The sequence below is a fragment of the Pseudomonas entomophila genome (assembly GCF_029193575.1).
Taxonomy (GTDB): Bacteria; Pseudomonadota; Gammaproteobacteria; order Pseudomonadales; family Pseudomonadaceae; genus Aquipseudomonas; species Aquipseudomonas entomophila_G.
Genome location: NZ_JARGCS010000033.1, coordinates 79,973 through 104,668, shown reverse-complemented (window position 1 = coordinate 104,668; position 24,696 = coordinate 79,973). Strand labels below are relative to the sequence as shown.

29 protein-coding genes and 1 riboswitch are annotated in these 24,696 nt (G+C 67.9%); of the genes, 18 read left to right on the top strand and 11 right to left on the bottom strand.

Going from position 1 to position 24,696, the window contains the following annotated elements; all coding sequences use genetic code 11:
- Positions 1-74 precede the first annotated feature (74 nt).
- Both P0Y43_RS15720 and P0Y43_RS15715 read right to left on the bottom strand, forming a co-directional pair.
- Positions 75-626, bottom strand: a complete 552-nt coding sequence (locus P0Y43_RS15720) for an ATP-dependent Clp protease proteolytic subunit (protein WP_275638188.1) — start codon at positions 624-626, stop codon at positions 75-77.
- A gap of 34 nt (positions 627-660) precedes the next feature.
- Positions 661-1,041: a low affinity iron permease family protein gene (locus tag P0Y43_RS15715; protein WP_275638187.1), complete on the bottom strand. Its 381-nt coding sequence runs from the start codon at positions 1,039-1,041 to the stop codon at positions 661-663.
- 180 nt (positions 1,042-1,221) lie between these two features.
- Between P0Y43_RS15715 and P0Y43_RS15710 the strand changes: the two genes are divergently transcribed.
- The 5 genes from P0Y43_RS15710 to P0Y43_RS15690 are packed head-to-tail and all read left to right on the top strand — an operon-like array spanning position 1,222 to position 5,526.
- A complete protein-coding gene (locus P0Y43_RS15710; protein WP_275638186.1) occupies positions 1,222-2,142 on the top strand; it encodes a DUF72 domain-containing protein in 921 nt (306 codons plus the stop codon).
- Positions 2,143-2,150: 8 nt separating this feature from the next.
- Positions 2,151-2,924, top strand: coding sequence for an endonuclease/exonuclease/phosphatase family protein (locus P0Y43_RS15705; RefSeq protein ID WP_275638271.1), 774 nt, complete (start codon positions 2,151-2,153; stop codon positions 2,922-2,924).
- On the top strand, positions 2,921-4,123 hold the full coding sequence (gene clsB / locus P0Y43_RS15700; protein WP_275638185.1) for a cardiolipin synthase ClsB: 1,203 nt from the start codon (positions 2,921-2,923) through the stop codon (positions 4,121-4,123). Before P0Y43_RS15705 ends, clsB begins: the two co-directional genes overlap by 4 nt.
- Positions 4,123-5,082 carry a lysylphosphatidylglycerol synthase domain-containing protein gene (locus P0Y43_RS15695; protein WP_275638184.1) on the top strand — a complete coding sequence of 320 codons (960 nt, stop codon included), beginning with the start codon at positions 4,123-4,125 and terminating at the stop codon, positions 5,080-5,082. Before clsB ends, P0Y43_RS15695 begins: the two co-directional genes overlap by 1 nt.
- Before the next feature lie 15 nt (positions 5,083-5,097).
- Positions 5,098-5,526: a hypothetical protein gene (locus P0Y43_RS15690; RefSeq protein ID WP_275638183.1), complete on the top strand. Its 429-nt coding sequence runs from the start codon at positions 5,098-5,100 to the stop codon at positions 5,524-5,526.
- Positions 5,527-5,654: 128 nt separating this feature from the next.
- On the opposite strand, the gene P0Y43_RS15685 is transcribed toward P0Y43_RS15690, so the two are convergent.
- On the bottom strand, positions 5,655-5,825 hold the full coding sequence (locus tag P0Y43_RS15685) for a metallothionein (protein WP_275638182.1): 171 nt from the start codon (positions 5,823-5,825) through the stop codon (positions 5,655-5,657).
- Positions 5,822-6,289, bottom strand: a complete 468-nt coding sequence (locus P0Y43_RS15680) for a phosphotransferase system, HPr-related protein (protein WP_275638181.1) — start codon at positions 6,287-6,289, stop codon at positions 5,822-5,824. The genes P0Y43_RS15685 and P0Y43_RS15680 overlap by 4 nt, the downstream gene beginning before the upstream one ends.
- Positions 6,290-6,529: 240 nt before the next feature.
- Between P0Y43_RS15680 and P0Y43_RS15675 the strand changes: the two genes are divergently transcribed.
- The gene (locus P0Y43_RS15675) at positions 6,530-6,949 is read left to right on the top strand and encodes an organic hydroperoxide resistance protein (protein ID WP_275638180.1); all 420 of its coding nucleotides are present in this window, start codon (positions 6,530-6,532) and stop codon (positions 6,947-6,949) included.
- A 53-nt stretch (positions 6,950-7,002) separates the two neighbouring features.
- Here the strand turns inward: P0Y43_RS15675 and P0Y43_RS15670 are convergent, their stop codons facing one another.
- Positions 7,003-7,410, bottom strand: a complete 408-nt coding sequence (locus tag P0Y43_RS15670; protein ID WP_275638179.1) for a cupin domain-containing protein — start codon at positions 7,408-7,410, stop codon at positions 7,003-7,005.
- Between the two features lie 222 nt (positions 7,411-7,632).
- Between P0Y43_RS15670 and ligD the strand changes: the two genes are divergently transcribed.
- The 10 genes from ligD to P0Y43_RS15620 all read left to right on the top strand — a co-directional run bounded on the left by ligD (position 7,633) and on the right by P0Y43_RS15620 (position 17,313).
- Positions 7,633-10,110 (top strand): DNA ligase D, encoded by a 2,478-nt coding sequence (gene ligD / locus P0Y43_RS15665; RefSeq protein ID WP_275638177.1) that lies wholly within the window; start codon positions 7,633-7,635, stop codon positions 10,108-10,110.
- Entirely contained in the window at positions 10,110-10,358 is a 249-nt protein-coding gene (locus P0Y43_RS15660; RefSeq protein ID WP_275638176.1) for a hypothetical protein, read from the top strand. Before ligD ends, P0Y43_RS15660 begins: the two co-directional genes overlap by 1 nt.
- Positions 10,355-11,395, top strand: coding sequence for an acyl-CoA dehydrogenase (locus P0Y43_RS15655; protein WP_275638175.1), 1,041 nt, complete (start codon positions 10,355-10,357; stop codon positions 11,393-11,395). Before P0Y43_RS15660 ends, P0Y43_RS15655 begins: the two co-directional genes overlap by 4 nt.
- Positions 11,392-12,147 carry a PIG-L deacetylase family protein gene (locus tag P0Y43_RS15650; protein ID WP_275638174.1) on the top strand — a complete coding sequence of 252 codons (756 nt, stop codon included), beginning with the start codon at positions 11,392-11,394 and terminating at the stop codon, positions 12,145-12,147. The genes P0Y43_RS15655 and P0Y43_RS15650 overlap by 4 nt, the downstream gene beginning before the upstream one ends.
- 9 nt (positions 12,148-12,156) lie before the next feature.
- Positions 12,157-12,756: a class I SAM-dependent methyltransferase gene (locus tag P0Y43_RS15645; protein WP_275638173.1), complete on the top strand. Its 600-nt coding sequence runs from the start codon at positions 12,157-12,159 to the stop codon at positions 12,754-12,756.
- Entirely contained in the window at positions 12,753-13,484 is a 732-nt protein-coding gene (locus P0Y43_RS15640; protein ID WP_275638172.1) for a glycosyltransferase, read from the top strand. The genes P0Y43_RS15645 and P0Y43_RS15640 overlap by 4 nt, the downstream gene beginning before the upstream one ends.
- 31 nt (positions 13,485-13,515) lie before the next feature.
- A riboswitch (cobalamin riboswitch) is annotated at positions 13,516-13,723 on the top strand.
- A 111-nt stretch (positions 13,724-13,834) separates the two neighbouring features.
- The gene (locus P0Y43_RS15635) at positions 13,835-14,611 is read left to right on the top strand and encodes an ABC transporter ATP-binding protein (protein ID WP_275638171.1); all 777 of its coding nucleotides are present in this window, start codon (positions 13,835-13,837) and stop codon (positions 14,609-14,611) included.
- Positions 14,608-15,576, top strand: a complete 969-nt coding sequence (locus P0Y43_RS15630) for an ABC transporter substrate-binding protein (protein ID WP_275638170.1) — start codon at positions 14,608-14,610, stop codon at positions 15,574-15,576. Before P0Y43_RS15635 ends, P0Y43_RS15630 begins: the two co-directional genes overlap by 4 nt.
- Positions 15,576-16,598 (top strand): FecCD family ABC transporter permease, encoded by a 1,023-nt coding sequence (locus tag P0Y43_RS15625; protein ID WP_275638169.1) that lies wholly within the window; start codon positions 15,576-15,578, stop codon positions 16,596-16,598. Before P0Y43_RS15630 ends, P0Y43_RS15625 begins: the two co-directional genes overlap by 1 nt.
- Before the next feature lies 1 nt (position 16,599).
- On the top strand, positions 16,600-17,313 hold the full coding sequence (locus tag P0Y43_RS15620; protein ID WP_275638168.1) for a (2Fe-2S) ferredoxin domain-containing protein: 714 nt from the start codon (positions 16,600-16,602) through the stop codon (positions 17,311-17,313).
- A gap of 31 nt (positions 17,314-17,344) precedes the next feature.
- Here P0Y43_RS15620 and P0Y43_RS15615 read toward each other — a convergent pair whose 3' ends face one another.
- The gene (locus P0Y43_RS15615) at positions 17,345-17,548 is read right to left on the bottom strand and encodes a YbdD/YjiX family protein (RefSeq protein WP_275638167.1); all 204 of its coding nucleotides are present in this window, start codon (positions 17,546-17,548) and stop codon (positions 17,345-17,347) included.
- Between the two features lie 224 nt (positions 17,549-17,772).
- On the opposite strand from P0Y43_RS15615, the gene P0Y43_RS15610 reads away from it, so the two are divergent.
- Both P0Y43_RS15610 and P0Y43_RS15605 read left to right on the top strand, forming a co-directional pair.
- Positions 17,773-18,000 (top strand): hypothetical protein, encoded by a 228-nt coding sequence (locus P0Y43_RS15610; protein ID WP_275638166.1) that lies wholly within the window; start codon positions 17,773-17,775, stop codon positions 17,998-18,000.
- Positions 18,001-18,107: 107 nt separating this feature from the next.
- The gene (locus P0Y43_RS15605) at positions 18,108-19,118 is read left to right on the top strand and encodes an aldo/keto reductase (RefSeq protein WP_275638165.1); all 1,011 of its coding nucleotides are present in this window, start codon (positions 18,108-18,110) and stop codon (positions 19,116-19,118) included.
- Between the two features lie 46 nt (positions 19,119-19,164).
- On the opposite strand, the gene P0Y43_RS15600 is transcribed toward P0Y43_RS15605, so the two are convergent.
- The 5 genes from P0Y43_RS15600 to P0Y43_RS15580 all read right to left on the bottom strand — a co-directional run bounded on the left by P0Y43_RS15600 (position 19,165) and on the right by P0Y43_RS15580 (position 24,683).
- On the bottom strand, positions 19,165-20,028 hold the full coding sequence (locus tag P0Y43_RS15600; protein WP_275638164.1) for a pirin family protein: 864 nt from the start codon (positions 20,026-20,028) through the stop codon (positions 19,165-19,167).
- Between the two features lie 107 nt (positions 20,029-20,135).
- Positions 20,136-20,876, bottom strand: a complete 741-nt coding sequence (locus P0Y43_RS15595; RefSeq protein ID WP_275638163.1) for an AraC family transcriptional regulator — start codon at positions 20,874-20,876, stop codon at positions 20,136-20,138.
- Positions 20,877-20,962: 86 nt separating this feature from the next.
- Positions 20,963-22,471, bottom strand: a complete 1,509-nt coding sequence (locus P0Y43_RS15590) for an MDR family MFS transporter (protein ID WP_275638162.1) — start codon at positions 22,469-22,471, stop codon at positions 20,963-20,965.
- Positions 22,461-23,591, bottom strand: coding sequence for an HlyD family secretion protein (locus P0Y43_RS15585; protein ID WP_275638161.1), 1,131 nt, complete (start codon positions 23,589-23,591; stop codon positions 22,461-22,463). The genes P0Y43_RS15590 and P0Y43_RS15585 overlap by 11 nt, the downstream gene beginning before the upstream one ends.
- Before the next feature lie 225 nt (positions 23,592-23,816).
- Positions 23,817-24,683, bottom strand: a complete 867-nt coding sequence (locus P0Y43_RS15580; RefSeq protein WP_275638160.1) for an alpha/beta fold hydrolase — start codon at positions 24,681-24,683, stop codon at positions 23,817-23,819.
- Positions 24,684-24,696: the final 13 nt, after the last annotated feature.

Here is a 24,696-nt window from a genome sequence, read left to right as displayed (position 1 = left end):
CGGGCCTTCTCCTCTCCGTGGATGACATGTGATTGATCAAGGGTTTGCCGGAAGATTCAAAAAATCAGCGCACCTCAGGCGTGCACGCTCCACTGCACGGCGTCGGCGGGCACCGGCATCTCGTCGATGGCGTCTATCAACCCGCTGCCCAGCGCCTCCTGCGGGCCCAGAATGCGTGGGTAGGCCATCAGGTAGCGCGTCACGTCGAGCACCTCGCTCGCCCCTTGGGTGCGTTCGGCGACGATCTCGGCATACAGCCGCAGGTCGTAGTCCAGGCTCATGGCGTACTCGGCCATGCGCGCATGGTCCACCGAGCCGTGCAACGTCCAGTGAAAAGGGTGGAACAGGAACTTGCTGCACGCGCAGGCGGTGCGATGGCTGCCGGCCAGGAACAGGATATTGCCCATCGACTCCACCGTGCCCAGGTTGTGCGTGTGCACCGGCACCGGCAGGCTGCGCAGGAAGTTGTAGAGGGTGAAACCGTAGCTGCATTCCCCGCCCATGGTGGCGATGTTCAGTTGCAGCAGCTCGGCCCCCTGCTGCAAAGCCCGGGAGCTGGTGGTGATCAGGTTGCCGCAGGTGGATGAATTGATCGGGCCGGTGAAGTGAATGATGTGTCTGGCCATGCCTGCCTCCCATTGCCTTGGCGGTCGCGGGCGTTCATTCGCCCTGGTCCTTGGGCGTCGGCCGGTCGCCGTGCTCGCCCAGTTTCTGGTACTGCTTGCGCAATGCATGCAGCTGCGCCGGGTCCATGTCTTCAAGGTCGAGCAGCGCCTTGTGAGCCTTGCGCGTCGTGCGCAGCAACTCGTCGATCTTGATGTGCAACTCGTCGTTGTCGCGGTTCTGGGTGTTCTGGATCAGGAACACCATCAGGAACGTGATGATGGTGGTCGAGGTATTGATCACCAACTGCCAGGTGTCGTTGAAGCCGAACAGCGGACCGCTGACCGCCCACAGCACAATCACCAGCAAGGCCAGGGCGAAGGTCGGCGGACGGCCGGTCCAGTTGGCCAGCCATTGGGCGAAACGGTCGAATTTCATGGCAGTGCTCCGCGCCTACAGGTAAGCGGTGGAAAGCGCCAGCGCCGGCAAAGTTCCGCAGGGCCTCACTCGCAAGCCGCCCGCCCATTGACTGTGCGCCTCACCCCCACTCGTCAACCCCACTGAACCCCTGCCCAGCGCCTCGGTCGCAACTCCATCAACCCGGCGAAGGAAGGCACCGTGAGCGATATCCGTATCGGCATTTCCGGCTGGCGCTACGGCCCCTGGCGCAAGGACTTCTACCCCCAGGGCCTGCGCCAGGATGACGAGTTGGCGTTCGCCTCGCGCGCGGTCAACAGCATCGAGATCAACGGCTCGTTCTATGCTTTGCAAACGCCCGAACGCTACCGTCGCTGGCGTGAGCAGACGCCCGACGACTTCGTGTTCGCGGTCAAGGCCCCGCGTTACATCACCCATGTGCGCAGGCTCAAGGAGGTCGAGGAGCCGCTGGCCAATTTCTTCGCCTCCGGGCCGCTGCACCTGGGCGACAAGTTGGGGCCGATCCTCTGGCAGTTCCCGCCGACCTTGAAGCTCGACCTCGACCGTTTCAGCCGCTTTCTCGACCTGTTGCCCCGCGACCGCAAGGCCGCCCACGCCTGCGCCGCCCATTGCGCCGAGCCCCTGAAGGGCCACGATGATGGCGCCGCGGTCAAACGCAATGCCCGCCTGCGCCACGCCGTGGAAGTGCGCCATCCGAGTTTTCTCTGCGGCGCCTTCGTCGACCTGCTGCGCGCGCACAACGTCGCGCTGGTGGTGGCCGACAGCGCGGGCAAGTGGCCCTATGCCGAGGACCTGACCGCCGATTTCGTCTACCTACGCCTGCACGGGGATGTCGAGCTCTACAGCAGCGGCTACACCGCCAAGGCCTTGCGCCACTGGCGGCTGCGCATCCAGGCGTGGAGCCGGGGCGGCCAGCCGGAAGATGCCCAACTGGTCGTGCCGCGTGCGCCGCGCCGACGGGCCACGCGTGACGTGTACTGTTATTTCGACAACGACCAGAAAGTGCATGCCCCTTACGATGCCCGTCGCCTGCTGGGCAAGCTGGGGCTGGACGGCGAGCTGGTCACCGAACCTGGCGTGGCGCCGGAGGTGCAGCTGTGACCCAGAGCATGCCCGCCCCCGCCAGCATCACCGCCCAGGCCGCCACCGTGCAGCGTCTGAGTGTGCTGACCCTCAACGTGCACAAAGGCTTTACCCTGTTCAACCGCCGCTTCATCCTGCCCGAGTTGCGTGAGGCGGTGCGCGCCACGGGCGCCGACCTGGTGTTTCTCCAGGAGGTGCACGGCAGCCACCAGCAGCACGCCCGGCGCCACCCGCACTGGCCCCAGACACCCCAATACGAATTCCTCGCCGACAGCATGTGGCCGCAATTCGCCTACGGACGCAATGCGGTCTACCCCCACGGCGACCATGGCAACGCACTGCTGTCGAAGTTTCCCATCGTCGAGTACCGCAACCTCGATGTCTCGATCCATGGCAACGAACAGCGCGGCCTGCTGCATTGCCAGCTGGACGTGCCCGGCCATGAGCAGGTGCATGCGGTGTGCGTGCACCTGGGCCTGCGCGAAGCCCATCGCCAGCGCCAGGTGGCGCTGTTGCTGGAGCTGCTCGACAGCTTGCCGGCCAAGGCGCCGGTGATCGTCGCCGGGGATTTCAACGACTGGCGCCTGAAGGCCGACAGCGTGCTGTCGGCGCGGCTGGTCGAGGCGTTCGGCGACCGTACCGGCAGCCCCGCGCGCAGTTTCCCGGCCCGCCTGCCGCTGCTGCGCCTGGACCGCATCTACCTGCGCAACGCCGCCCCGTGCTCGGCCCAGGTGCTGTCCAGCTACCCCTGGTCGCACCTCTCCGATCACGCACCGTTAGCCGCGCAGGTCGCCCTATGAACAGCCCATGGGTCGAGGACAACCAGGTCGAGCTGCTGATCAACGGCGAGCAGTACTACCCCCGGGTGTTCGAGGCCATGGCCCAGGCGCGCCAGGAGATCCTGCTGGAAACCTTCATCATCTACGATGACAAGGTCGGCCAGCAGTTGCGCCAGGTGCTGATCGACGCGGCCCGGCGCGGGGTGTGCGTGGACGTGGCGGTGGACGGCTACGGCACCGCCGACCTGCCGGACGCCTTCGTCTCGTCGATGACCGAGGCCGGGGTGCGCTTCCATGCCTTCGACCCGCAGCCGCGCCTGGCCGGCATGCGCACCAACCTGTTCCGCCGCCTGCACCGCAAGATCGTGGTGGTCGACGGTCAGCAGGCGTTCATTGGCGGTATCAACTACAGCGCCGACCACCTTGGCGATTTCGGCGCCATGGCCAAGCAGGACTACGCCGTATGCGTCAGCGGCCCGGTGGTGGCGCAGGTGCATGCCTCCAGTCGGCGCATGCTCGCGCCCGTGCTGGAGGCCCCCAGCCCGGTGCCACCGGCGACTGCGCCGGCCGGCACCGCCACCGCGATGCTGGTCGAGCGCGACAACACTCGCCACCGCACCGACATCGAAGCCCAGTACCTGCAAGCATTCCGCGCCGCACGCCGGCGCATCGTGGTGGCCAACGCGTATTTCTTTCCCGGCTACCGCTTGCTGCGCGAACTGCGCAATGCCGCCCGGCGTGGCGTCGAGGTCACGCTGATTCTCCAGGGCCAGCCGGACATGCGCTGGGTGCGCGCACTGTCGCGGCTGCTCTACAACTACCTGCTGCGTGACAACGTGCATATCCATGAGTATCGCCAGCGTCCGCTGCACGGCAAGGTGGCGCTGGTCGACGAGGCATGGGCCACGGTGGGCTCGAGCAACCTCGACCCGCTGAGCCTGTCGTTCAACCTGGAGGCCAACCTGCTGATCCGCGACCGGGCGTTCAACCAGCAGTTGTACGCGCACCTGAGCGAACTAACGGGCGAGCACTGCAAGGCCGTGACCCTGGAGCGCATGATCCGTGGCTACTGGTGGCGGGCGCCGCTGATCTTCCTGGGCTTTCACATCACCCGTTACTTCCCGCGCATCGCCGGGTGGTTCCCCGCGCACCGGCAACGGCTGCGCTCGCTGCAACCCACCGCCCACGCCCACGGCGACATTCACGAGGGCCAGACCTGATGGCGCGCACGACATGGCAAACCTGGGCCAAGCGCCTGTTGACGGTGGTATTCCTGCTGCTGGTGCCCACGCTGCTGTACCTGCTGGCGCGCAACCTGGACTGGAACGAGGTGCGCCAGTCTCTGTTGGCGTACAAACCCGGCACCTTGCTGGTCGGCCTGGCCCTGGCGCTGGCCAGCTACCTGGTGTTCGCCAGCTACGACCTGCTCGCGCGCGCCTATACCGGGCACCCGCTACCCGCGCGGCAGGTGTTGCCGGTGGCGTTCGTCTGCTATGCCTTCAACCTGAACTTCACCACCTGGGTCGGCGGTGTCGCCCTGCGTTACCGGCTGTACAGCAGGCTGGGGCTGGACACCGCGACCATCACCAAGATCCTGACCCTGGGCCTGCTGACCAACTGGATGGGTTACCTGCTGCTGGCCGGCACGGTGTTCGCCTTGCGCCTGGTGCGCCTGCCGGACAACTGGGCGCTGGGGGCCACCGGGCTGCAACTGGTCGGCGGCCTGATGATCGCCGTGGCGCTCGGCTACCTGCTGGCCTGCGCCTTCGCCAAGCGCCGTACCTGGACGCTGCGCGAGCACGAGATCACCTTGCCGTCGCTGCGCCTGGCGCTGTGCCAGGTGGCCTTGGGGGCGAGCAACTGGGCCCTGATGGCAGCGCTGATCCACTGGCTGCTGCCGGGCGATCTGTTCTACCCGTCGGTGCTCGGGGTCCTGCTGATCAGTTGCGTGGCCGGGGTGGTGGCGCATATTCCCGCCGGCCTTGGCGTGCTCGAAGCGGTGTTCCTCGCTCTGCTGCATGGCCAACTCGGCCAGGGCAGCCTGGTGGCCGCGCTGCTCGGCTACCGCACCTTGTACTACCTGATCCCCCTGTTGCTGGCGGTCGTCACCTACCTGGTCCTGGAAAAGCGCGCCAGGGCTATGCGCCAGCGCGGCAAGGCAGCCTTGCGCAAGACCTGACTCCGGAGGTGTGCCATGCGTATCCGAACCCTGCTGTTGCTCCTCGCCTGCCTGCATGGCAGCGCGGCCCTGGCCGATGCCTGCGACGTGATCACCCGCTCATCCAGCGACGCCATCACGCCGGTGGAGCGGCACAGCTGCTACAGCTACGGCAACATGCCGGCCGAGGCCATCGCCTGGTCGTGCAGCAACGAAAGCAAGGACATGCTCAGCACCGAAAAAACCCGCGTGCCGCGCTGCGCCGATGGCAGCGTGGGCAGTTGCATCGCGCCGCTGACCCAGGAATCGCTGGCCAACCCCAAGGCCGCCGGCCGCAGCGAACCATCCACCCGCCCGGCGTTGCCCAAGGATGCACGGGTGATCACCTACTACTACGACACCCCGAGCCTGGGCCAGGCGCGAAACGACTGCGAACGCAGCAATGGCATCTGGCAGACCCATTGAAACCGCAGCTTGGGTGGGCTGTATCGACCCTATCGCGGGGCCAGCCCGCTCCCCTCAGGCTCTTCAGGGCCAGCGGTGAGCCTGTGGGCTTGCCCCGCGATAGGACCGGTACAAACGCCCTGATGCGGTCAATCCGGCCTCGGCCCCTCGGCACACTTGCACTGCCCCCTCTGGCACGGCTCGCCGTTACGATGCCCATTGGCACAGGCTTCACAGCAATACAGCTTGCCCTCGCGCACCACCGCGCTGGCGTCCACACGACACCCGCACTGCGGGCAGGCACAACGTTGTTCGTTCATGGCTGCGTGCTCCCGTCGTCATCGTCGATCACCTGATCGGTCCATGGCTCGCCGTCCAACGGCGCGGAACGGGCCAGTTCGGCCTCGTCCAGCCCGATACCACCGCCGATCTCGTCGGCATCGACCCGCCGCAGGCTGCGATCGAGCGGCCCTTCGCCGCCGGGCTCCCGCGGATCGCGGGCGCCGGTCTGGTCGTAGAGGGTGTCGGGGCTGAGGTCGTCGAGGGTGACGTTGTCTTCGTGCAGGCTGTCGGTCAGGGCTTCGCCACCACTCAGGCCACTTTGCGCGACACGTTGGGGCGGGTACTCCTTGGCGTCCTCGCGCGCAGGGCGTTCGTCGCCGATGCGACCGCGACGCTCATCGTTGCGCTCACTGAAATCCAGCTCGCGCACGCTGCCCATGCGGTCTTCGGTGTCGTCGATTTCTGCCGGGGTCGGGCTCCTGGGATCGTCTGGCTGGGCCATGTCGGCTCTCCATCAGGTGGGTTCATGCGGTCGACTGCGCTGCACGGGGGAAAATTCACATTTCTGGCCGCAAGGCGCCCGGCATGTATCGCTGTGTATCTGCCCCGGCGCCGCTTACACACGCTTGCACAAGCGCGCCTGCGTCGACACATGCCGCCTACATGAGCCACGCAAAGTAGCCGCCGTCGGGGCTGCCATCCGCAGCCCCTCCAGCGCCCTGACTTGCAGAGGAATCGTTCCATGCTCAACCCGATCGACCACGTGATCTACACCGGCCGTACCCACACCACCGGCGGGCGCAATGGCGCGGCCCACAGCGACGATGGCCGCCTCGACGTGCAACTGTCCGCCCCCGGCTCCTCCGGCCCCGGCACCAACCCCGAGCAACTGCTGGCCGCCGGCTGGTCGGCCTGCTTCATCGGTGCCTTGGGCAAGGCCGCAGTCGCGGCCAAGGTGGCCCTGCCCATGGACCTGGCCGTCGACGCCGAAGTGGACCTGGGCACCGCCGGCCCGGCCTACTTCCTGCGCGCACGGCTCAACGTCAGCCTGCCTGGTCTCGACCCGGCCACCGCTCGCGCGCTGATCGACACCGCGCACAGCACCTGCCCGTATTCGAAGGCCCTCAGCGGCAACATCGACATCGCCCTCAACCTGGTCTGACGCCAACGGCAAATGCCTCGCGCCTGCGAGGCATTTGCCTGCAACGGTGGCGCTCACTCCTCGAGCTTCAGCAACGGGTCGCGCTTGCTGACGATGTAGGTCGCCAGTTCCGACGCCTTGGTCGAGCCGATATTGGCGGCCACATGCGCGGTGCCCGCCGGAATGAACAGCGAATCCCCCGCCTTGAGCGTCACCGGCGCCCGCCCGGCCAACCGGTACTCGAACGTTCCCGCGATCACATAGGCCACTTCCGCCCCTGGGTGGGAGTGCTTGGGCGACGCCACGCCCGGGTCGAAATCGACCCGCACCTGGATGACCTCCTGCCCAGGGACGTGCAGGTCGCTGCGCGTCAGGTCGGTGCGATGGATGCCCTGCTGCCAGGCCTTGGCGTCCTGAGCCTGGGCCAGGCCGGTGAAGGCGGCGAACACCGCGGCGCTGGCAATCAGATGGGTATGGCGCATGTGTCGGAACCTCGCTGCGATGGATGTGAAGGCCCTACCCTATCGCCCCTGCGTCGCGTGGATGTGTCGGCCAACCGTGGGTTTTGCATGTACATGCGTAGGGTCGCTGCCGCGATACACAGGCATACAAACCGCCCCCCTCAGCGGAGCAAAGTCTTTTGAACTCTGCCGCTGCCAGCCCCCTCCATCTCTGAGAGACCTGTGATTCTCCCGGAGCCCGTCATGGCCAAACCCCTGCAGGCGTACCAGCGCAAACGCGACTTCGACGCCACGCCCGAACCGCGTGGCACATCGCGCCGCCGCGCACAGCCCCACGCCTTGCAGTACTGCATCCAGAAACACGACGCCAGCCACCTGCACTACGACTTCCGCCTCGAGCTGGACGGCACCCTGAAGAGCTGGGCCATCCCCAAGGGCCCGTCCCTGGACCCCAAGGTGCGTCGCCTGGCCGTGCACGTGGAGGACCACCCGCTGGACTACGCCAGTTTCGAAGGCACCATCCCCGAAGGCCACTACGGCGCAGGCGATGTGATCGTCTGGGACCGCGGCGTCTGGGAGCCCGACGGCGACCCGCGCCAGGCCTACGCCAAGGGCAAGCTGCGTTTTCGCCTGCGAGGCGAGAAGCTTTCCGGGGTGTGGAACCTGTTTCGCACCCACCTGGCCGGCAAGAAAGAGCAGTGGATGCTGGTCAAGTCCCACGACGGCGAGGCGCGTAGCGAGGCGGACTACAGCATCGTCCAAGCCCTGCCCGACAGCGTGCTCAGCGACCGCAGCCTGGCGCCGAAGAAGGCCAAGGCGGCCCGCGCGCCAGCCGCACGCCCGGCACGGCGCAAGAAGGCCGCCCTGCCCGAGCACCTGCAACCGCAACTGGCCACGCTGGTCGACTCGCCGCCTGAAGGCGACTGGCGCTACGAGGTCAAGTTCGACGGCTACCGGATCCTCGCCCGCCTCGACGGTGGCGACGTGCGCTTGTTCACCCGCAATGGCCACGACTGGACCGCCAAGCTGCCCCACCAGGCCAAGGCCCTTCGGGCGCTCGCGCTCGACGGCACGTGGCTCGACGGCGAGGTGGTGGTCGCCGGGGAAAACGGCGTGGCCGACTTCCAGGCATTGCAGAATGCCTTCGACACCGCCGATGACCAAGCCATTACCTACTACCTGTTCGACGTGCCGTTCCTAAACGGGCAGGACCTGCGCCAGGTGCCGTTGGCCGAACGCCGCGAAACACTGCGCCAATTGCTGGCAGACCCTGCGTCCGACACCCTGCGCTACTCCGCCGACTTCGACCAGCCCTTGGCGTCGTTGCTCGACAGCGCCTGCCGCCTGCAACTGGAGGGGCTGATCGGCAAGCGCGCCGGCAGCCCCTACGTGGGCCGGCGCAGCAGCGACTGGATCAAGCTCAAGTGCCAGCAACGCCAGGAGTTCGTGATCGTCGGCTACACCGACCCCAAGGGCAGCCGCGCGGCGTTCGGCGCCCTGCTGCTGGCCCTGCACGACAACGACAGTGGCCAATTGAAGTACGCCGGCAAGGTCGGCACGGGCTTCAGCACCACTACCCTGCAATACCTCCACGACCGCCTCGCGCCGCTGCAAACCGCCCAGCCGGCCCTGGCCAACCCACCCACGGGCGCCGAGGCGCGTGGCGTGCACTGGCTCAAGCCGCAGTTGCTGGCCGAGGTGGCCTACGCCCAGATGACCCGCGACGGCGTGGTGCGCCATGCCGTGTTCCATGGCCTGCGCGACGACAAGCCAGCCACCGCCATCGGCCGGGAGCGCGCCATGCCCAAGCACGCCGTCAAACGACCGAGCCCCGAACCACAAGCCCTCGGCACGCTGCACCTGACCCACCCCGAGCGGGTGATCGATGCCACCACCGGCACCACCAAGCGCCAGGTGGCCGAGTACTACGCCGAGGTGGCCGAGTGGATCCTGCCCCAGCTGAAAAATCGCCCGGTGGCTCTGCTGCGCGCCCCGGACGGCCTCGCCGGCGAGCTGTTCTTCCAGAAGAACGCTGGACAACTGCACATTCCCCGGGTGCTCACCTACGACAAGGCCCAGGCCGGCCAGGCGGCGATGGTGCTCAACCGCGCCGACAGCCTGCTGGGCGCGGTGCAGATGAACATGCTCGAACTGCACACCTGGAACGCCACCGACAAGGACTTCGACAAGCCCGACCGCTTCGTCCTCGACCTAGACCCGGACCCGGCACTGCCCTGGAAGGCCATGCTCGAAGCCACCCAACTGACCCTTGCCCTGCTCGATGAGCTGGGCCTCGAGGTCTTCCTCAAGACCAGCGGCGGCAAGGGCATGCACCTGGTCGTGCCGCTGACCCGGCGCGCCGGCTGGGACGAGGTCAAGGCTTTCAGCCACGCCATCGTCGAGCACCTGGCCGGGCTGTTTCCCGATCGGCTGTCGGCGGTGTCGGGGCCCAAGAATCGCATCGGGCGGATCTTCATCGACTACCTGCGCAACGGCAAGGGCGCCACCACCGCGTGTGCCTACTCGCTGCGCGCCCGTGACGGGCTGCCGGCGTCGGTGCCGATCTGGCGCGAGGAGCTGCCGCAGCTCAAGGGCGCCAATCAATGGCACCTCGGCAACCTGCGCGACCGCCTGATCGAGGTGGACGACCCGTGGGCAGCGATGGCCCAGACCCGGCAGTCGATCACCGCGCGCATGCGCAAGCAGTTGGGGCTGGTCTGATGGAGCGGCTGATCGACCTGCTGCAATGGCCGGCCATGCTGCTCACGGTGCTGGCAGCCTGGTGCATCGGCTCGCGCCACCCGCGGCGGCGCAAGGTCGGCTTCTGCTGCTTCCTGGCCAGCAACCTGCTGTGGGCGCTGTGGGGTTGGCAAGCCCAGGCCTGGGCGCTGATCGTGCTGCAATGCTGCCTGGCCTTGATGAACCTGCGCGGCTGGAAGAAAAACACCGCCATGGAGTCGCCCTCATGAGCATCATCCAGGACTTCGACCTGACCACCCTAGACCGCCTGCTGCGCAGTTTCACCGAGCGCCCCCAGGCGCTGAACCTCGACACCCAGCTGCCACTGTTGATGCAAGCCCTGCAGGCCGACCACCTCGACCTGCTGCCGCTGCCTGGCCAGGGTCATACCCTGCAACGCTGGCAGACCCTGGCCCGCGTCGCCGGTTGCGACCTGGCGTTGGCCAAGCTCTACGAAGGCCACACCGATGCATTGGCGATCCTCGCCGAATGTGGCGCGGCGCATCGGGTCGGCGATGGCATTTGGGGGGTGTGGGCGGCCGAGCCGCCGGAGGCCCGGGTGCGTATCGTCGCGCGTGACGCCGACACGGTGCGCCTGGCCGGCGTGAAGGCCTGGTGCTCCGGGGCCTTGCAGATCGACCGGGCGCTGATTACCGCCTGGGCCGACGACCAGCCGCAGTTGGTCGCCATCGAGCTGGATGCTCCCGGCCAGCACCTGCAGGTGGAGCGTTGGCAGGCCGTGGGCATGGCCACCACCACCAGCGTCGAGGTCGCCTTCGACGATGCGCCCGGCATCGCCATCGGTCAGCCCGGCCAATACCTTGACCGCCCCGGTTTCTGGCAGGGCGGCGCAGGCATCGCCGCCTGCTGGTATGGCGCCGCCGAAGCCTTGGCCGACTACCTGCGCGAACACTGCCGCAAGCCGTGCCCCGACCCGCACGCCGATGCCCACCTGGGTGCGGTGGACGCGGCGTTGTACGGTGCCTGTGCGGCGTTGCGCGAATGCGCCGCATGGATCGACCGCCACCCCGGCGCCGATGCCAGCTTCGAAGTCCGCCGCAGCCGCGCCCAGGTCGAACAGGCCGTGGACCAGGTGATCCACCACGTCGGTCGCGCCCTGGGCGCCACGCCGTTCTGCCGCAGCGCCCATTTCGCCCGGCTCAGCGCGGACCTGCCGGTATTCCTGCGCCAGAGTCACGCCGAGCGTGACCTGGCGGCCCTTGGACGACAGCTGGCCCAGGTGCCGGCCGGAGCCTGGCAACTATGAACCTGGACTTGATCACCTCCAGCCAGGGCACCCCCTGGCGTGACTGGCAACAATCGGCGCACCTGGCCCGCGCCACCTGGATCAGCCCTGCACAGCTGTGCCCTACCGGTCGCCGCCTGGTGCTGGTGGCGCCGCACCCGGACGACGAGATCCTCATGGCGGGCGGGCTGCTCAGCCACTTTCAGGGCCGTGAGCACGACCTGCTGCTGCTCTCGGTCACCGACGGTGAAGGCAGCCACCCCGGCTCTGCGCAGTGGACCGAACATCGCCTGCGCCACCAACGCCCCCTGGAAAGCCGCCACGCCCTGCAACAGCTGAAGCTGGACCTTGCCGCGCTCGACTGGCGCCGGCTCAACCTCAAGGATGGCGCCGTGCCGCGCGATGAAGCCTTCCTGGTCAACCACCTGAACCAACTGCTGCAACCCGGCGACCTGCTGATGTGCCCCTGGCGCGCTGACGGCCATGCCGACCATGAGGCGGTAGGCCGGGCCTGCGCACAGGCCGCGCAGGCCCGCGGTGCACAGTTGGCCGAAGTGCCGGTCTGGGCCTGGCATTGGGCCAGCCCCGACGACCAGCGCCTGCCCTGGCCCCGCGCCCATCGCGTGCAACTCAGCGACGCCAGCCTCGCACGCAAGCGCCTGGCCCTCGCGGCCCATGCCAGCCAACTGGAGAGCGACGACGGCCGGCCCCCGGTGGTGCCTGCGCAGTTGCAAGAGTGCCTGCTGCAACCCTTCGAACTGGTCTTTCTTTGAGCCGCCGCCATGAGCCTAGATGCCCGCTATTTCGCCGACCTCTACGCCCGCAGCGACGACCCGTGGGCCATGCGCACCCGCTGGTACGAGCAGCGCAAGCGCGACCTGCTGATGGCCTGCCTGCAGCGCCAGTACTACGCGCGCGTCTTCGAGCCGGCCTGCGCCAATGGCGAACTCAGCGCCCGCCTGGCCGAGCGCTGCAACACCCTGCTGTGCCAGGACATCGACGCCAACGCCGTGCGCCTGGCCCGCCAGCGCCTGGCGCACGCCCCGCATGCCACGGTAGAGCAGGCCCGCCTGCCGAACGACTGGCCGGGCGGGCGCTTCGATTTGATCGTGCTCGGTGAAGTGGGTTACTACCTCGACCCGACCGACTGGCTCCAGGTGATCGAACGCTCGGCGGCCAGCCTCACCGACGACGGCGCGCTGCTCGCCTGCCACTGGCTTCACCCGATCGCCGGTTGCCCGCAAGACGGGCGCGAGGTTCACGCGCTGCTGGCGCGACACCTGCCGCTGTACCCCGTGTCGCGCCACGAAGAAGCGGACTTCCTGCTCGAATACTGGTCGTGCCAGCCCCGCGTGGTCGACCTCGACGAGACCTGCCCATGATTGCCGTGGTGATCCCCGCGCACAACGAGGCCCAACACCTGGGCCACTGCCTGAAAGCGGTGCTGGCCGCCGCCGCCCACACCGAACGGGCCGGTTACCAGGTACAGGTATTGGTGGTGCTGGACCGCTGCCACGACCGCAGCGAGGCCATCGCCCGGCGCCATGGGGTTCAGACCTTGAGCGTGGAGGCCGGCAACGTTGGCAGTGCGCGCCGCGCCGGTGCCGACTTGATGCTCGCCCAAGGCGCCCGCTGGCTGGCCTGCACCGACGCCGACAGCCGCGTGCCGCCGCACTGGCTGCTGTGGCAATTGCAGTGCGCCAGCGACGCGGTGTGCGGCACGGTGCACATCGAGCGCTGGCAACCCTGGCAAGACGCCGCCTTGCGCCAGCTGTACCGCAGCCGCTACACGGCCTGCGAAGGGCATCGCCATGTGCATGGCGCCAACCTCGGGGTGTCTGCCGACGCCTACCGGGGCGTGGGCGGGTTCCAGCCGCTGGAAGCCCATGAGGATGTGCAACTGGTGCGTGACCTGGAGGCCAGTGGCGCACAGATCACCTGGACCGCGCGGCACAGCGTGGCCACCAGCAGCCGCGCACATAGCCGCGCGCGGGAGGGGTTTGGCGACTATTTGACGGGGTTGCGTGCGCTGTGCGAACCAGACGCACAACCATGGCCTGGCAGACAAAGGTGCGTTGCAACCGTTGTGTCAGTGCGTGCACCGCGATGAGCCGGTTGACTCACTACCCCATAAATGCTCAGATGCGCCCCTTGTTCCAGGTGTCCCCCGCCGCCGCGTGGGGGGTTAAACGGGAAGCCGGTGCCGCGCCTCGCGCGACCAGTCCGGCGCTGCCCCCGCAACGGTAAGCGAGCGAAGCATTCAGTGCGCCACTGTGCCAATCGGCATGGGAAGGCGAATGCCTCACGCCCCTCGCAAGCCCGGAGACCGGCCTGGCACTGCAATTGGCAACTCCCGCGGTGGGCGGGGCGCGGGCCGGTCTTCGGGGCAACCACGTGCCCGCGATCCCTCCAGGCGCCTCTTCCGTTCGGGTTCTCTCCACCCTGCAACGGCGCTGATCCATGTCTTCCCCCACCCTGCGCATCGACGGCCTGCACTGGGCGCCGAACCCCGGCGCTACCCGGCTGCTCGACGGCATCGACCTCGAAGTCCGCCCCGGCGAGTTCGTTGGTCTGATCGGCCCCAACGGCAGCGGCAAGACCAGCCTGCTGCGCTGCGCGTACCGCTTCAACCGGCCGCAAGCCGGGCGCGTGACCCTCGAGGGCGAGGACATCTGGCAACGCCCGCCACGCTGGGTGGCACAGCGCCTCGCGGTCATGCTGCAGGAGTTTCCCGAAGACTTCGGCCTGAGCGTGCGCGATGTCATCGCCATGGGGCGCACGCCACACCTGGGCTGGTTCGAGGGCGACCGCGAGCCGGCGCTGATCGACGCCACCCTGGCCCGCCTGGGCCTGCAAGCGCTTGCCGACCAAGGTTTCAGCCGCCTCTCGGGCGGTGAAAAACAGCGCGTGCTGCTGGCCCGCGCCCTGGTGCAGCAACCGCGCTTGCTGATCCTCGACGAGCCGACCAACCACCTCGACCCGCGCTTCCAGCTGGCCCTGCTGCAACAACTACGCGGCACCGGACTGAGCCTGCTGGCCAGCTTCCACGACCTGAACCTGGCCGCGGCGTTCTGCGACCGCCTGTACGTGATCGACGCCGGGCGCATCGTCACCCACGGCACACCGCACCAGGTGCTGACCGAAGACTGCCTGGCCGAGGTGTTCGGCGTGCAGGCACTGGTCGATCGCCACCCCCTGGCCTCCCATCCACGCATCACCTGGATCACCCCCGCATGAAAGCGCTGTTGCCCTGCCTGGCCCTGCTCACCGCCCTGCCCTTTGCCGCCCACGCCGGCAGCTACCCACTGACCGTGCGCAGTTGCGAGCGCGACGTGACCTTCACCCAGGCGCCGCGCCACGCGGTCAGCCACGACATCAACCTCACCGGCATGCTGCTGGCCCTGGGCCTGCGCGATCACATGGCGGGCTACAGCGGCATCAGCGGCTGGAAAACCCTCGACCCGTCGCTGCGCGAAGCGCTCGAGGGCCTGCCGGAAATCGCCCCGCGCTACGCCTCGGTGGAGAACCTGCTGGACGTCGGCGCCGACTTCTTCTTCGCCGGCTGGAGCTACGGCATGCGCATCGGCGGGCCGGTCACGCCGCAGACCCTGGCACCGTTCGATATCCCAGTGTACGAGCTGAGCGAGTCCTGCTCGTGGATCATGCCCCAGCGCATGGCGAGCCTCGACGACCTGTACCGCGACCTGGACAACCTCGGGCGCATCTTCGATGTGCACGAGCGTGCCCAGGCGTTGGTTGCCCAGTTGCGCCAGCGCATCGCCCAGGTGAGCGCGGCAGTGGCCAAGACCGCTGACAAACCGCGGGTGTTCCTCTACGACAGCGGCGAAGACCGCCCCACCACCTCCGGCCGCCTGGGCATGCCACAGGCGCTGATCGCCATGGCGGGCGGCGACAACGTGATGGCCGACGTGGCCGCCAGCTGGACCCAAGTCAACTGGGAAAGCGTGGTGGAGCGCGACCCCGAGGTGATCGTGATCGTCGACTACGGCCCCACCTCGTGGCAGCAAAAGCGCGACTTCCTGCTGCAGCATCCGGCCCTGAGCGGCGTCGAGGCGATTCGCAAGCAGCGCTTCGTGGTGCTGTCGTACCTGCAAGTCACACCCTCGGTGGAGAACGCCGCCGCCATCGAGACCCTGGCCGCCGCGCTGCACCCTGGGCTGATCGCCAAGGCGGGCCATTGATGCCGATCCGCAACCCTGCGGGTTACCGCCTGCTGCTCGCCGGCCTACTCGCCGCGCTGCTGCTGTCTGGCCTGCTGTCACTGGGCTTCGGTGCGGCGCAGGTGCCGCTGGGCCAGGTGACCGGGATCGTCCTGCAACAGCTGGGCCTGGGCGGTGCGGGCGATTGGAGCCGGGGCCAGGCGCAGATCGTCTGGCAAATCCGCGCCCCGCGCGTGCTGCTTGGCGCGCTGGTGGGCGCGGGCCTGGCGCTGGTCGGCGGTGCGCTGCAGGCGGTCACGCGCAACCCATTGGCCGACCCGCATCTGCTGGGCGTGAGTTCGGGCGCGGTATTCGGCGCGGTGATGGTGGTGCTGTTTCTCGGTCCCTTCGCCGGCGTCTTCAGCTTGCCGCTGGCAGCCTTCCTCGGGGCCTTGGGCAGCATGCTGCTGGTGCTCGGCGTGGCCAGCCGTGGCGGGCGCCTGGAAAGCGACCGCCTGCTGCTGGCCGGGGTGGCCGTGTCGTTCGTGGTCATGGCGGCGGCCAACCTGCTGCTCTACACCGGCGACCCGCACGCCGCCAACTCGGTGATGTTCTGGATGCTCGGCGGGCTGGGCCTGGCGCAATGGTCGCTGCTGTGGCTGCCGGCGCTGTGCGTGCTGGCGGGCTTCCTCTTGCTGATGAGCCTGGCGCGGGCGCTGAACGCCTTGATGAGCGGCGAGCAGACCGCGGTGAGCCTGGGCTTCGATACGCGCCGGGTGCGCGCCCAGGTGTTCGTCGGCACCGCGCTGCTGACCGGCGTGCTGGTGTCGTTGTCCGGCGCCATCGGCTTCGTCGGCCTGATGCTGCCCCATGTGGCACGGCGCCTGGTGAGTGCCGAGCACCGTCGTCTGTTGCCGGCGTGCGCGCTGCTGGGCGCATTGTTCATGGTCTGGGTGGACGTGGGTGCGCGCACGCTGATCGCGCCGCAAGACCTGCCCATCGGCATCGCCACTGCGGCCATAGGCGGGTTGTTCTTCATCGTGCTGCTGCGTAGGAAGGCCTGAGATGACGTATGAACGTGTGCTGTTCGTCGGCCCTGACCTCAGCGAAGGCTCGTCAGCCCAGGCGTTCCGCCAGCAGCTCCAGGCCCTGCGGGGCGCGGGCGTGATCGATGACTTGATCGACACCGCCACGGGCTTCGAGGGATTGTGGACGGCGGCCGCCGACTTTCTTGGCAACGGGCACGGCAAGCTGCTGCTGATCGACCTCGACCCCGGCGCCGACAGCGCCTACCTGGACTGGCTGCGCAGCGAGCTGCAAGCCTTGCCTGGCAGCGCTGGCCGGTTGTTCGTCAGCAGCGCCCTGCTGGGGCGGCATGCCCTGTCGGCGGAAAAGGCCTGTGCGCTGATCGAGCAGCACGACGATCACCTGCCCTGCGAAGGCGCCGCCAGCATTCCGGCCAAGCCGAACTGGTCGCTCATCCCTGCGCATCGCCACCAGTTGTTCCTGTGCATCGGTGCGCGCTGCGTGCGCCGCGGGGCGCTGCCGCTGTGGAAACGCCTGCGCCAGCGCCTGGCGGCTGCCGAGGCGATCGAGACCGAGGATGGCGTGCTGATCACCCGTACCTACTGCCAGTACCCCTGCAACCGTGGGCCGATCGCCACGGTGCACCCGGCGGGGCACTGGTACCGGGTGGCCTGCGAGGCGGATGTGGATCGGCTGGTGGATGAGCAATTGCTGGGGCACAGGGTGGCGCAGGGGCAGCTGATTCAGCGCTGAATTCATCGCGGGGCAAGCCCGCGATGCGCGCTCAACAGCACCGCGTATTGCACTGGCGCTTGCCATACCGCGCATCCTGCCGCTCGCGGAAGAACGCCTGGTAGCTCATCACCGGCGCCCCCGGATGGCTGACCTGGCGCCGGGCCACGTACTGCTCGTAGTCCGGCATGCCCACCGTGAGGCGGCTGAACTGACGCAACCATTGGATGCCACGAACGAGTATTGGCTTGGACATGGGCAGTGCTCCGTATGCACGTGGGTAGGGCAAGAACCATCTAACCCCTGCTTTGTATCGGCAATGTGTCGGCAAACCGGGGTTTTGTATTTTCCTGTAACAACCCGCCACGATCCACGCGCATCGCTGTTAATCCTGGGAAAATCCTGGGTTCTCATCATCGCTCTCGATCAGGTCGCCACTGCCGCGACCACCCTGACCCGCCCTTGATGGAGACCTTACCCATGAAAGCCCTGTCCTTCGCCCTGGCCCTGTTGGCCACCACCACCGTCACCTCGGCCTTCGCCGAGGGCGGCGCCGACCGTCTGCTGGAGCGCCAGGCGCAATGGGCCTTGCAGATCCAGCAACAACAGGAAGTCGTGGCCAAGCGCGACAACCTGCAAGCGCCCCAGGAGCGAGCCCAGAGCAACCGGGCCGCCGGCACCGACAGCCGCAATACGCCGGCCTCCTGAAGCCCCCGAAGCACCCCGCGCCGCCGGGCGCGGGTCACCACCTTTCAAAGCGCGGTGGATGTGTGTAAAACACCTCAATCACTCCCCGCGCAAGAAAGGATTTCCGCATGCTCTACCGCCCTCTCGGCCGTTCCGGCCTGCAAGTCTCCGCCCTGACCCTGGGCACCATGATGTTCGGTGAACAGACCAGCACCGAGGATTCGCTGCGGATCATCGACAAGGCCTGGGACCAGGGCATCAACTTCATCGACACCGCCGATGTTTACAACGCCGGGCGCTCCGAGGAGATCGTCGGCGAGGCGGTGGCGCGCAACCGCCACGACTGGATCGTCGCCTCCAAGGCCGGCTATGGCCCGGTCGACGGCGTGCCGAACCGCAGCGGGCTGTCGCGCAAGCACCTGTTCAATGCCCTGGAAGCCTCGCTGACGCGCCTGGGCACCGACTACCTGGACATCTACTACCTGCACCGCGAAGACCACAAGGTGCCGCTGGAAGAAACCGTGCGCGCCATCGGCGACCTTCTGCAACAGGGCAAGATCCGCTACTGGGGCGTGTCGAACTTCCGTGGCTGGCGCATCGCCGAGATCTGCAACCTGGCCGAGCGCCTGGGCGTGGCCAAGCCGGTGGTCAGCCAGCCGCTGTACAACATCGTCAACCGCCAGGCCGAGCCCGAGCAATTGACCGCCGCGGCCTACCATGGCCTGGGCGTGGTGCCGTTCAGCCCGCTGGCCCGTGGCGTGCTCAGCGGCAAGTACGCGCCGGGCTCGACGCCGGATGCCGGCAGCCGCGCCGGGCGCCAGGACAAACGCATCATGGAGGTGGAATGGCGTCAGGAGTCGCTGGCCATCGCCCAGAAGATCCACGCCTATACCGAGGCCAAGGGCGTGGGTATCGTCGAATTCGCCATTGCCTGGGTGCTCAACAACCAACTGGTCAGCTCGGCCATCGTCGGGCCGCGCACCGAGGAGCAGTGGTCGACCTACAGCGGTGCGCTGGAGGTGAAGATCACCGCCGAAGACGAAGCGTTCATCGATTCGCTGGTCACGCCGGGGCATGCCTCGACGCCTGGCTTCAACGACGTGGCGCACTTCGTGACCGGGCGCCTGCCGCGCGGCTGACCGGCGGTCGGCGTGGGCGCGACCTCGCCGGGTCGCGCCCACGGGCTCACTGCATTGCCATCTGCCCAAACCGCCCGGCATAGAAATCATCGAACGACTCGGCGATTTCCGCCTGGCTGTTCATCACGAACGGCCCGTAGCCGACGATGGGCTCATCGATCGGTTCACCGCTGAGCAGCAGTACGCTCACCTCCTCCAACACCTCGATCCGCACATTCGCCCCATCGCGCGCCAGCAATACCAGGCTGGACGCTCCCGCCTCGCGCTCGCCGTTCACCCGCAGGTTGCCGCGCAGCACCACCAGCGCCGCGTTGCGCCCTTCGGCGACCGGCAATGTGAGCGTCGCCCCGGCCTTCAGGCGCAGGTCCCACACATCCATGTCGGTGAACGTCCGCGCCGGGCCGCGATGGCCCTGGTAGTCGCCCGCGATCACCCGCAGGCTGCCAGCCTCCAGTGCGACCTCGGGGATGTTGCCCGCCAGCAGCGTCTGGTAGCCCGCTGCGGCGCGCTTGTCCCGCGCCGGCAGGTTGACCCACAACTGCACCATCTCCAGCGTGCCGCCGCTGTGGGCGAACGCGGGCGAGTGGAATTCTTCGTGGATGATGCCGCCCGCAGCGGTCATCCATTGCACGTCACCCGGGCCGATCAGGCCGCCGGCGCCGGTGGAGTCGCGGTGCTCCAGTTCGCCCTGGTAGACGATGGTGACTGTCTCGAAGCCACGGTGCGGGTGCTGGCCGACGCCGCGGCGGGCGCTGGTCGGCGTGAAGTCGTGGGGGCCGGCGTAGTCCAACAGCAAGAAGGGGCTGATGTGCCGGGCCAGGTGGTCGTAGGTGAACAGGCTGCGCACCGGGAAGCCGTCACCGACCCAATGGGCTTGGGGGCTGCGGTGGATACCCAGAATCGTTTTCATGAGCAGTCTCCTCTTTTGGCTGGCGCTCACTTTACCTGTGAGACGAATTAGCCGTTAGTAGGAGGAAATGGCTTTGTTCGTTCCACCAATAGAACGATGTGGCCGTACTAGCCGCGGCCAAAGTAGGCCGATGGCGACACACCCAGGGTACGCCTGAACATCGCGGTGAACGCGCTGGGGCTGTCGTAGCCCAGGTCCAGGGCCACGTCGAGCACCGAAACGCCCGCAGCCAGGGCGTCGAGCCCGGCCAGCAGGCGCATGCGGCGCACCCACTGCACGAAGCTCAGCCCGGTTTCGCGCTGGAACGCACGGGTCAAGGTGCGCGGGGTGATGCCGCTGTGGGCGGCGGCACGGGCCAGGTTCCAGTCCTCGGCCGGTGCCTGCCGTAGGGCCTCGCACAAGCCCAACAGTTGCGCGCTTTCAGGGCTGGGGACATGCAAGGCCATTACCGGCAGCACCCGAATCTCGTCGAGGATCAACTGCACGATGCGCGCCTCGCGGCCCTCGGGTGCGTGCATGGGCGGGATGTCCATGGCACGCACGATCAGTTCACGCAGCAACGGGGAGATCTCGATCACCTGGCATTCACCCGGCAGGTCGGGGCGTGCCTCGGGGTCGACGAACAGCGTGCGCATGCGCACCACGCCGGAGAGCCGGAGGTCATGCTCGACCGCCGCCGGCACCCATACCCCGCGCCCAGGGGGCACCACCCAGCTACCCTGGCGCGAGTTGACGGTGATCACACCGGTCAGGGCGTGAATCAACTGGGCGCGGTCGTGGCAGTGCGGGGCGATGCGCTCACCGTGGCGGTAGTTCTCGGCGAGCGGGACGATGGCGGGTCGGGTCATTACAGGTGCCGGGTGGAGTCGATAGCAACGCATGATGCCAGCCCCTTCAATGCAAAAACAGCGCAGCCCCCTCCTGTAGGAGGGAGTCACCGGCTGCGCAACAGCAACGACGCCACCGCGCAGCCCAACAACGCCACGCACGACAGGTAGAACGCATCCGAGTACGCCATCAGGTAGGCCTGCTCACGCACGCCCTGATCGATCAACGCCAGCGTCTGCATCACCTGTGGCGACTGTGGCTCGACCAGGCCGCCCGGCAAGCGCGCCTGCAACGCGCCATCGAACATCGTCAGCCCTTCCCCCACCCGCGCCGAATGAAAGCGCTCGCGCTGAGACACCAGTTGCGTCAACAGCGCCGTGCCCAGCGCCCCACCGAGGTTGCGCAGCATCGAGATCAGCGCCGACGCCGAGCCCGCCTGGGCCTTGTCCAAGCCCTTCACCGCCAGCACCGACAGCGCCACCATGATCAACGGCTGGCCGATGCCACGCACCACGGTGGACGGAATGATCACGTTGCTGCCGGCATCCACCGTCAGGTGCGCGCCCAGCCAGCACCCCAGGGCCATGATGGCGAAGCCCGTGGCGACCAGCACCTTGGCATTCAGCCAGCGCATCAGGCGCGGCAACAAGGGCGCCAGCAACAGTTGCACCAGGCCATAGGCGATCAAGCTCTTGCCGATCTCGCTGGCGCTGTAGCCCTGCACCAGCGACAGATAATTCGGCACCAGGAACACCAGCCCGAAGGTCGCCGCGCCGAACACGGCCATCGCCAGGCTCGACACCCCGAAGTTGTAGCTGCCCAGCAAACGCAGGTTGATGAACGGCCGCGCGCCCCACAGCTGGCGCTGGATGAACAGCGCCAGGGCGAACACCGCGACGATGCTGAAGCCGATGATGAAGCGCGAATCGAACCAGTCTTTGCGCCCGCCCTCCTCCAGCACCACCTGCAACGCGCCCAGGCCCAAGGCCATGGCGCCAATGCCCAGCCAGTCGGCGCGGCGCAGGGCGCTGCGGTCGCCCGCCTGGCCCTTGATCGACCAGGCCACCGCCGCCAGCAATGCCAACCCCGGCGGCAGTTGCAACAGGAAGATCCAGCGCCAGGAGTACAGGTCGGTGAGCCAGCCGCCAATCGACGGCCCCGCCGCCTGGGCCACGCTGTTGGCCAGGCTGAACAGCGCCATGCCCAGCGGGATCCGGCTGGCCGGCAGCTCGGTGATGATCAGTTGCATCGACAGCGGAATCAGCACCGCCCCCGAGGCGCCCTGGATCACCCGCAGGGCGATCATCGCCTCCAGGCTCGGCGCCAGCGCGCAACTCACCGAACTGACCAGAAACACCAGGGAGCCGGTGAGCATCACCCGGCGCAGGGAAAACACCTGCACCAGCCAGGCGGTCAGCGGGATCATGCTGATCTCCGCCACCAGGTAGGCGGTGGAGATCCACGAGCCTTCCTCGAAGCTTGCCCCGAGCGCACCTTCGATTTCCGGCAAGGCGGCGCTGGTGACGTGCACGTTCATGCCGGCCATGAAGCAGCCGAACAACCCACCGATCACCGCGACCCAGGCGCGCGCCGAGACGCTCTCTTCAACCGCCATGGGCCGGCCCCCGGGTGTCGACGGTAGCAATCACCGACATGCCCGGCAGCAGGCGCGGCGTGTCGTCGGGCAGCGCATCGAGGCGGATGCGCACCGGGAAACGCTGGACGATCTTGGTGAAGTTGCCGGTGGCATTGTCGGGCGGCAGCAGCGCGAAGACCGCCCCGGAGCCGGGGGACACGCTGTCGACCGTGCCCTGCCAATGCTGGCCGAAGGTGTCGACTTCGAGGGTGACGCGCTGGCCGGGGCGCAGTTGGGCGAGTTGAGTCTCCTTGTAGTTGGCGACCACGTAGGCCTGCTGCACCGGCACCACGGCCAGCAACGGCAAGCCAGGGGTCACGTACTGCTGCTGGCGCACCTTGCGCTGGCCGACCACACCGTCGAACGGTGCGCGCACCTCGGTATCGGCCAGTGCGCTGTGGGCCAGCGCCAGCTCGGCGCGTGCCTGCTCGAGGTCGGCCTGGCGCTGTTGCAGCTCGGCCTGCAACTGGCCGCCCTGCTGGCGCAACACCCGCTGGCGGGCCTTCTGCTTTGCCAGCTCCGCGCTGGCGGCGCGCTCCAGGGCGCGGGCCTGGGTGCGCGTGGCCTGGGCCTGCTCCAAGCGCTGCACGCTCGCCGCCTGCCACTGGGCCAGATGCTGGTAGCGTTGCCAGTCGGCCTCGGCGCGCTGTGCCTCGCCGCGGCTGCCGCCCTGCTCGGCCTCGGCCCGCGCGATGGCCTGGACCTGCTCGTCCTGCTCGGCGGCGAACGCCAAAAGCCGCGCCTGCTGCACCTGCACCGCCGCCTCGCTCACCGCCAGGCGTGCCTCGGCCTTGCGCAGGTGATCGTGGAAATCGCGGGCATCCAGGCGCACCAGCAGGTCGCCGGCCTTGACCTGGGCGTTGTCGGCCACCGCCACCTCGGCCACGTAGCCACTGACCCGGGCGCTGATCGGCGCCCAGTCGGCGCGCACGTAGGCATCGTCGGTCTGTTCGAGGAAGCGGCCGTCCAGCCACCAGTGGCCGCCGTAGCCGAGCAGCGCCAGCCCCGCGCACCCGGCCAGGCCCAGGCGCAGCAGGCGTTGCCGGTGGGAAGTCGTGGGCTGGGTGATCTGCGGGTCGGGGGTGACCGCCTGGTTCATGGGCTGGGCTCCTTGGGGTGGAAAGGAGCGTCAGGTTAAGCAATCCAGTGGGTGTCGTTCGCGCGTGAATCAGCGGGAGATCGTCGAGAAATGGACAGGCCTTGGGTTTTTGCTGGTTTTTCCGGCCCTATCGCGGGGCAAGCCCGCTCCTACGCGTGCCGCGCCGTTCGCAGCACCTGTGGCGGGCTTGCCCCGCAATAGGGCCGGCACTGACAACCCTTACCCTTACAGAAACGCCAACACCTGCTGCGCCGCCGCAGCCGGATCCTCCTGCATGAAACAATGCCCGCCCGGCACCTGCTGCTCGCTGATCTTGCCATTGAGCGCCGCCAGGCGTCGCACCGAGCGGGGTACGAAGGGGTAGGTCTGCTCGCCATGCAAGATCAACGTCGGCGTGTCGATCGTCGCCAGGGTCGGCCACATGCGCGTGGGGAACGAGCTGAAGATCTCCACTTCACGGCTGGGCCGGCACTTGAGCACCACCCCTTCACCGCAATCACCGATCGCATGCTCGATATAGGCATGCAGCGCCGTCTCGCTCCAGCCCTTGAAGATTCCCCGCCCCTGCAGCGACGTCAGCGCCGCCTCGCGGTCCGGCCAGTGGCTGCGCCGGGTAGCAGCCTTGCGGGCCAGGGCATGGCGGCGGTGCAGCCCGACCATCGCCGCAGCCCCCATCACCCCGAGCATACGCCGGCTGAACAGCACCGGGTCGAGCAGCACCGCACGCTGGAACAGACGCGGCTCGCTGGCCAGGATCAACCCCGTCAGCACACCACCGAAACTGTGCCCCAACGCCACGCGCGGCACCTCGCCATACTCGCCGCGCCCCGCCTCGAAGGCTTCCACCGCCAGCGCCGCGGTACGGTTCCAGCCACGGAATGGGCCGCCGTGGTCGCTGTCGCCATGGCCCTGGACATCACTCAGCCAGAGGTCGAAATGCTCGCCCAGGCGCAGCAACAGCGGCTGGTAGGCCAGGCTGCAAAAGCCGTTGCCATGCAGGAAGTGCAACAAGGGCCTGCCCGTCGGCTCGGTGCGCCAACCGCGCAGGGTGAAACCTTCGGAGCAAGCATGTGACCAGGGAATGAACTGCATTGATTTGTCGGGC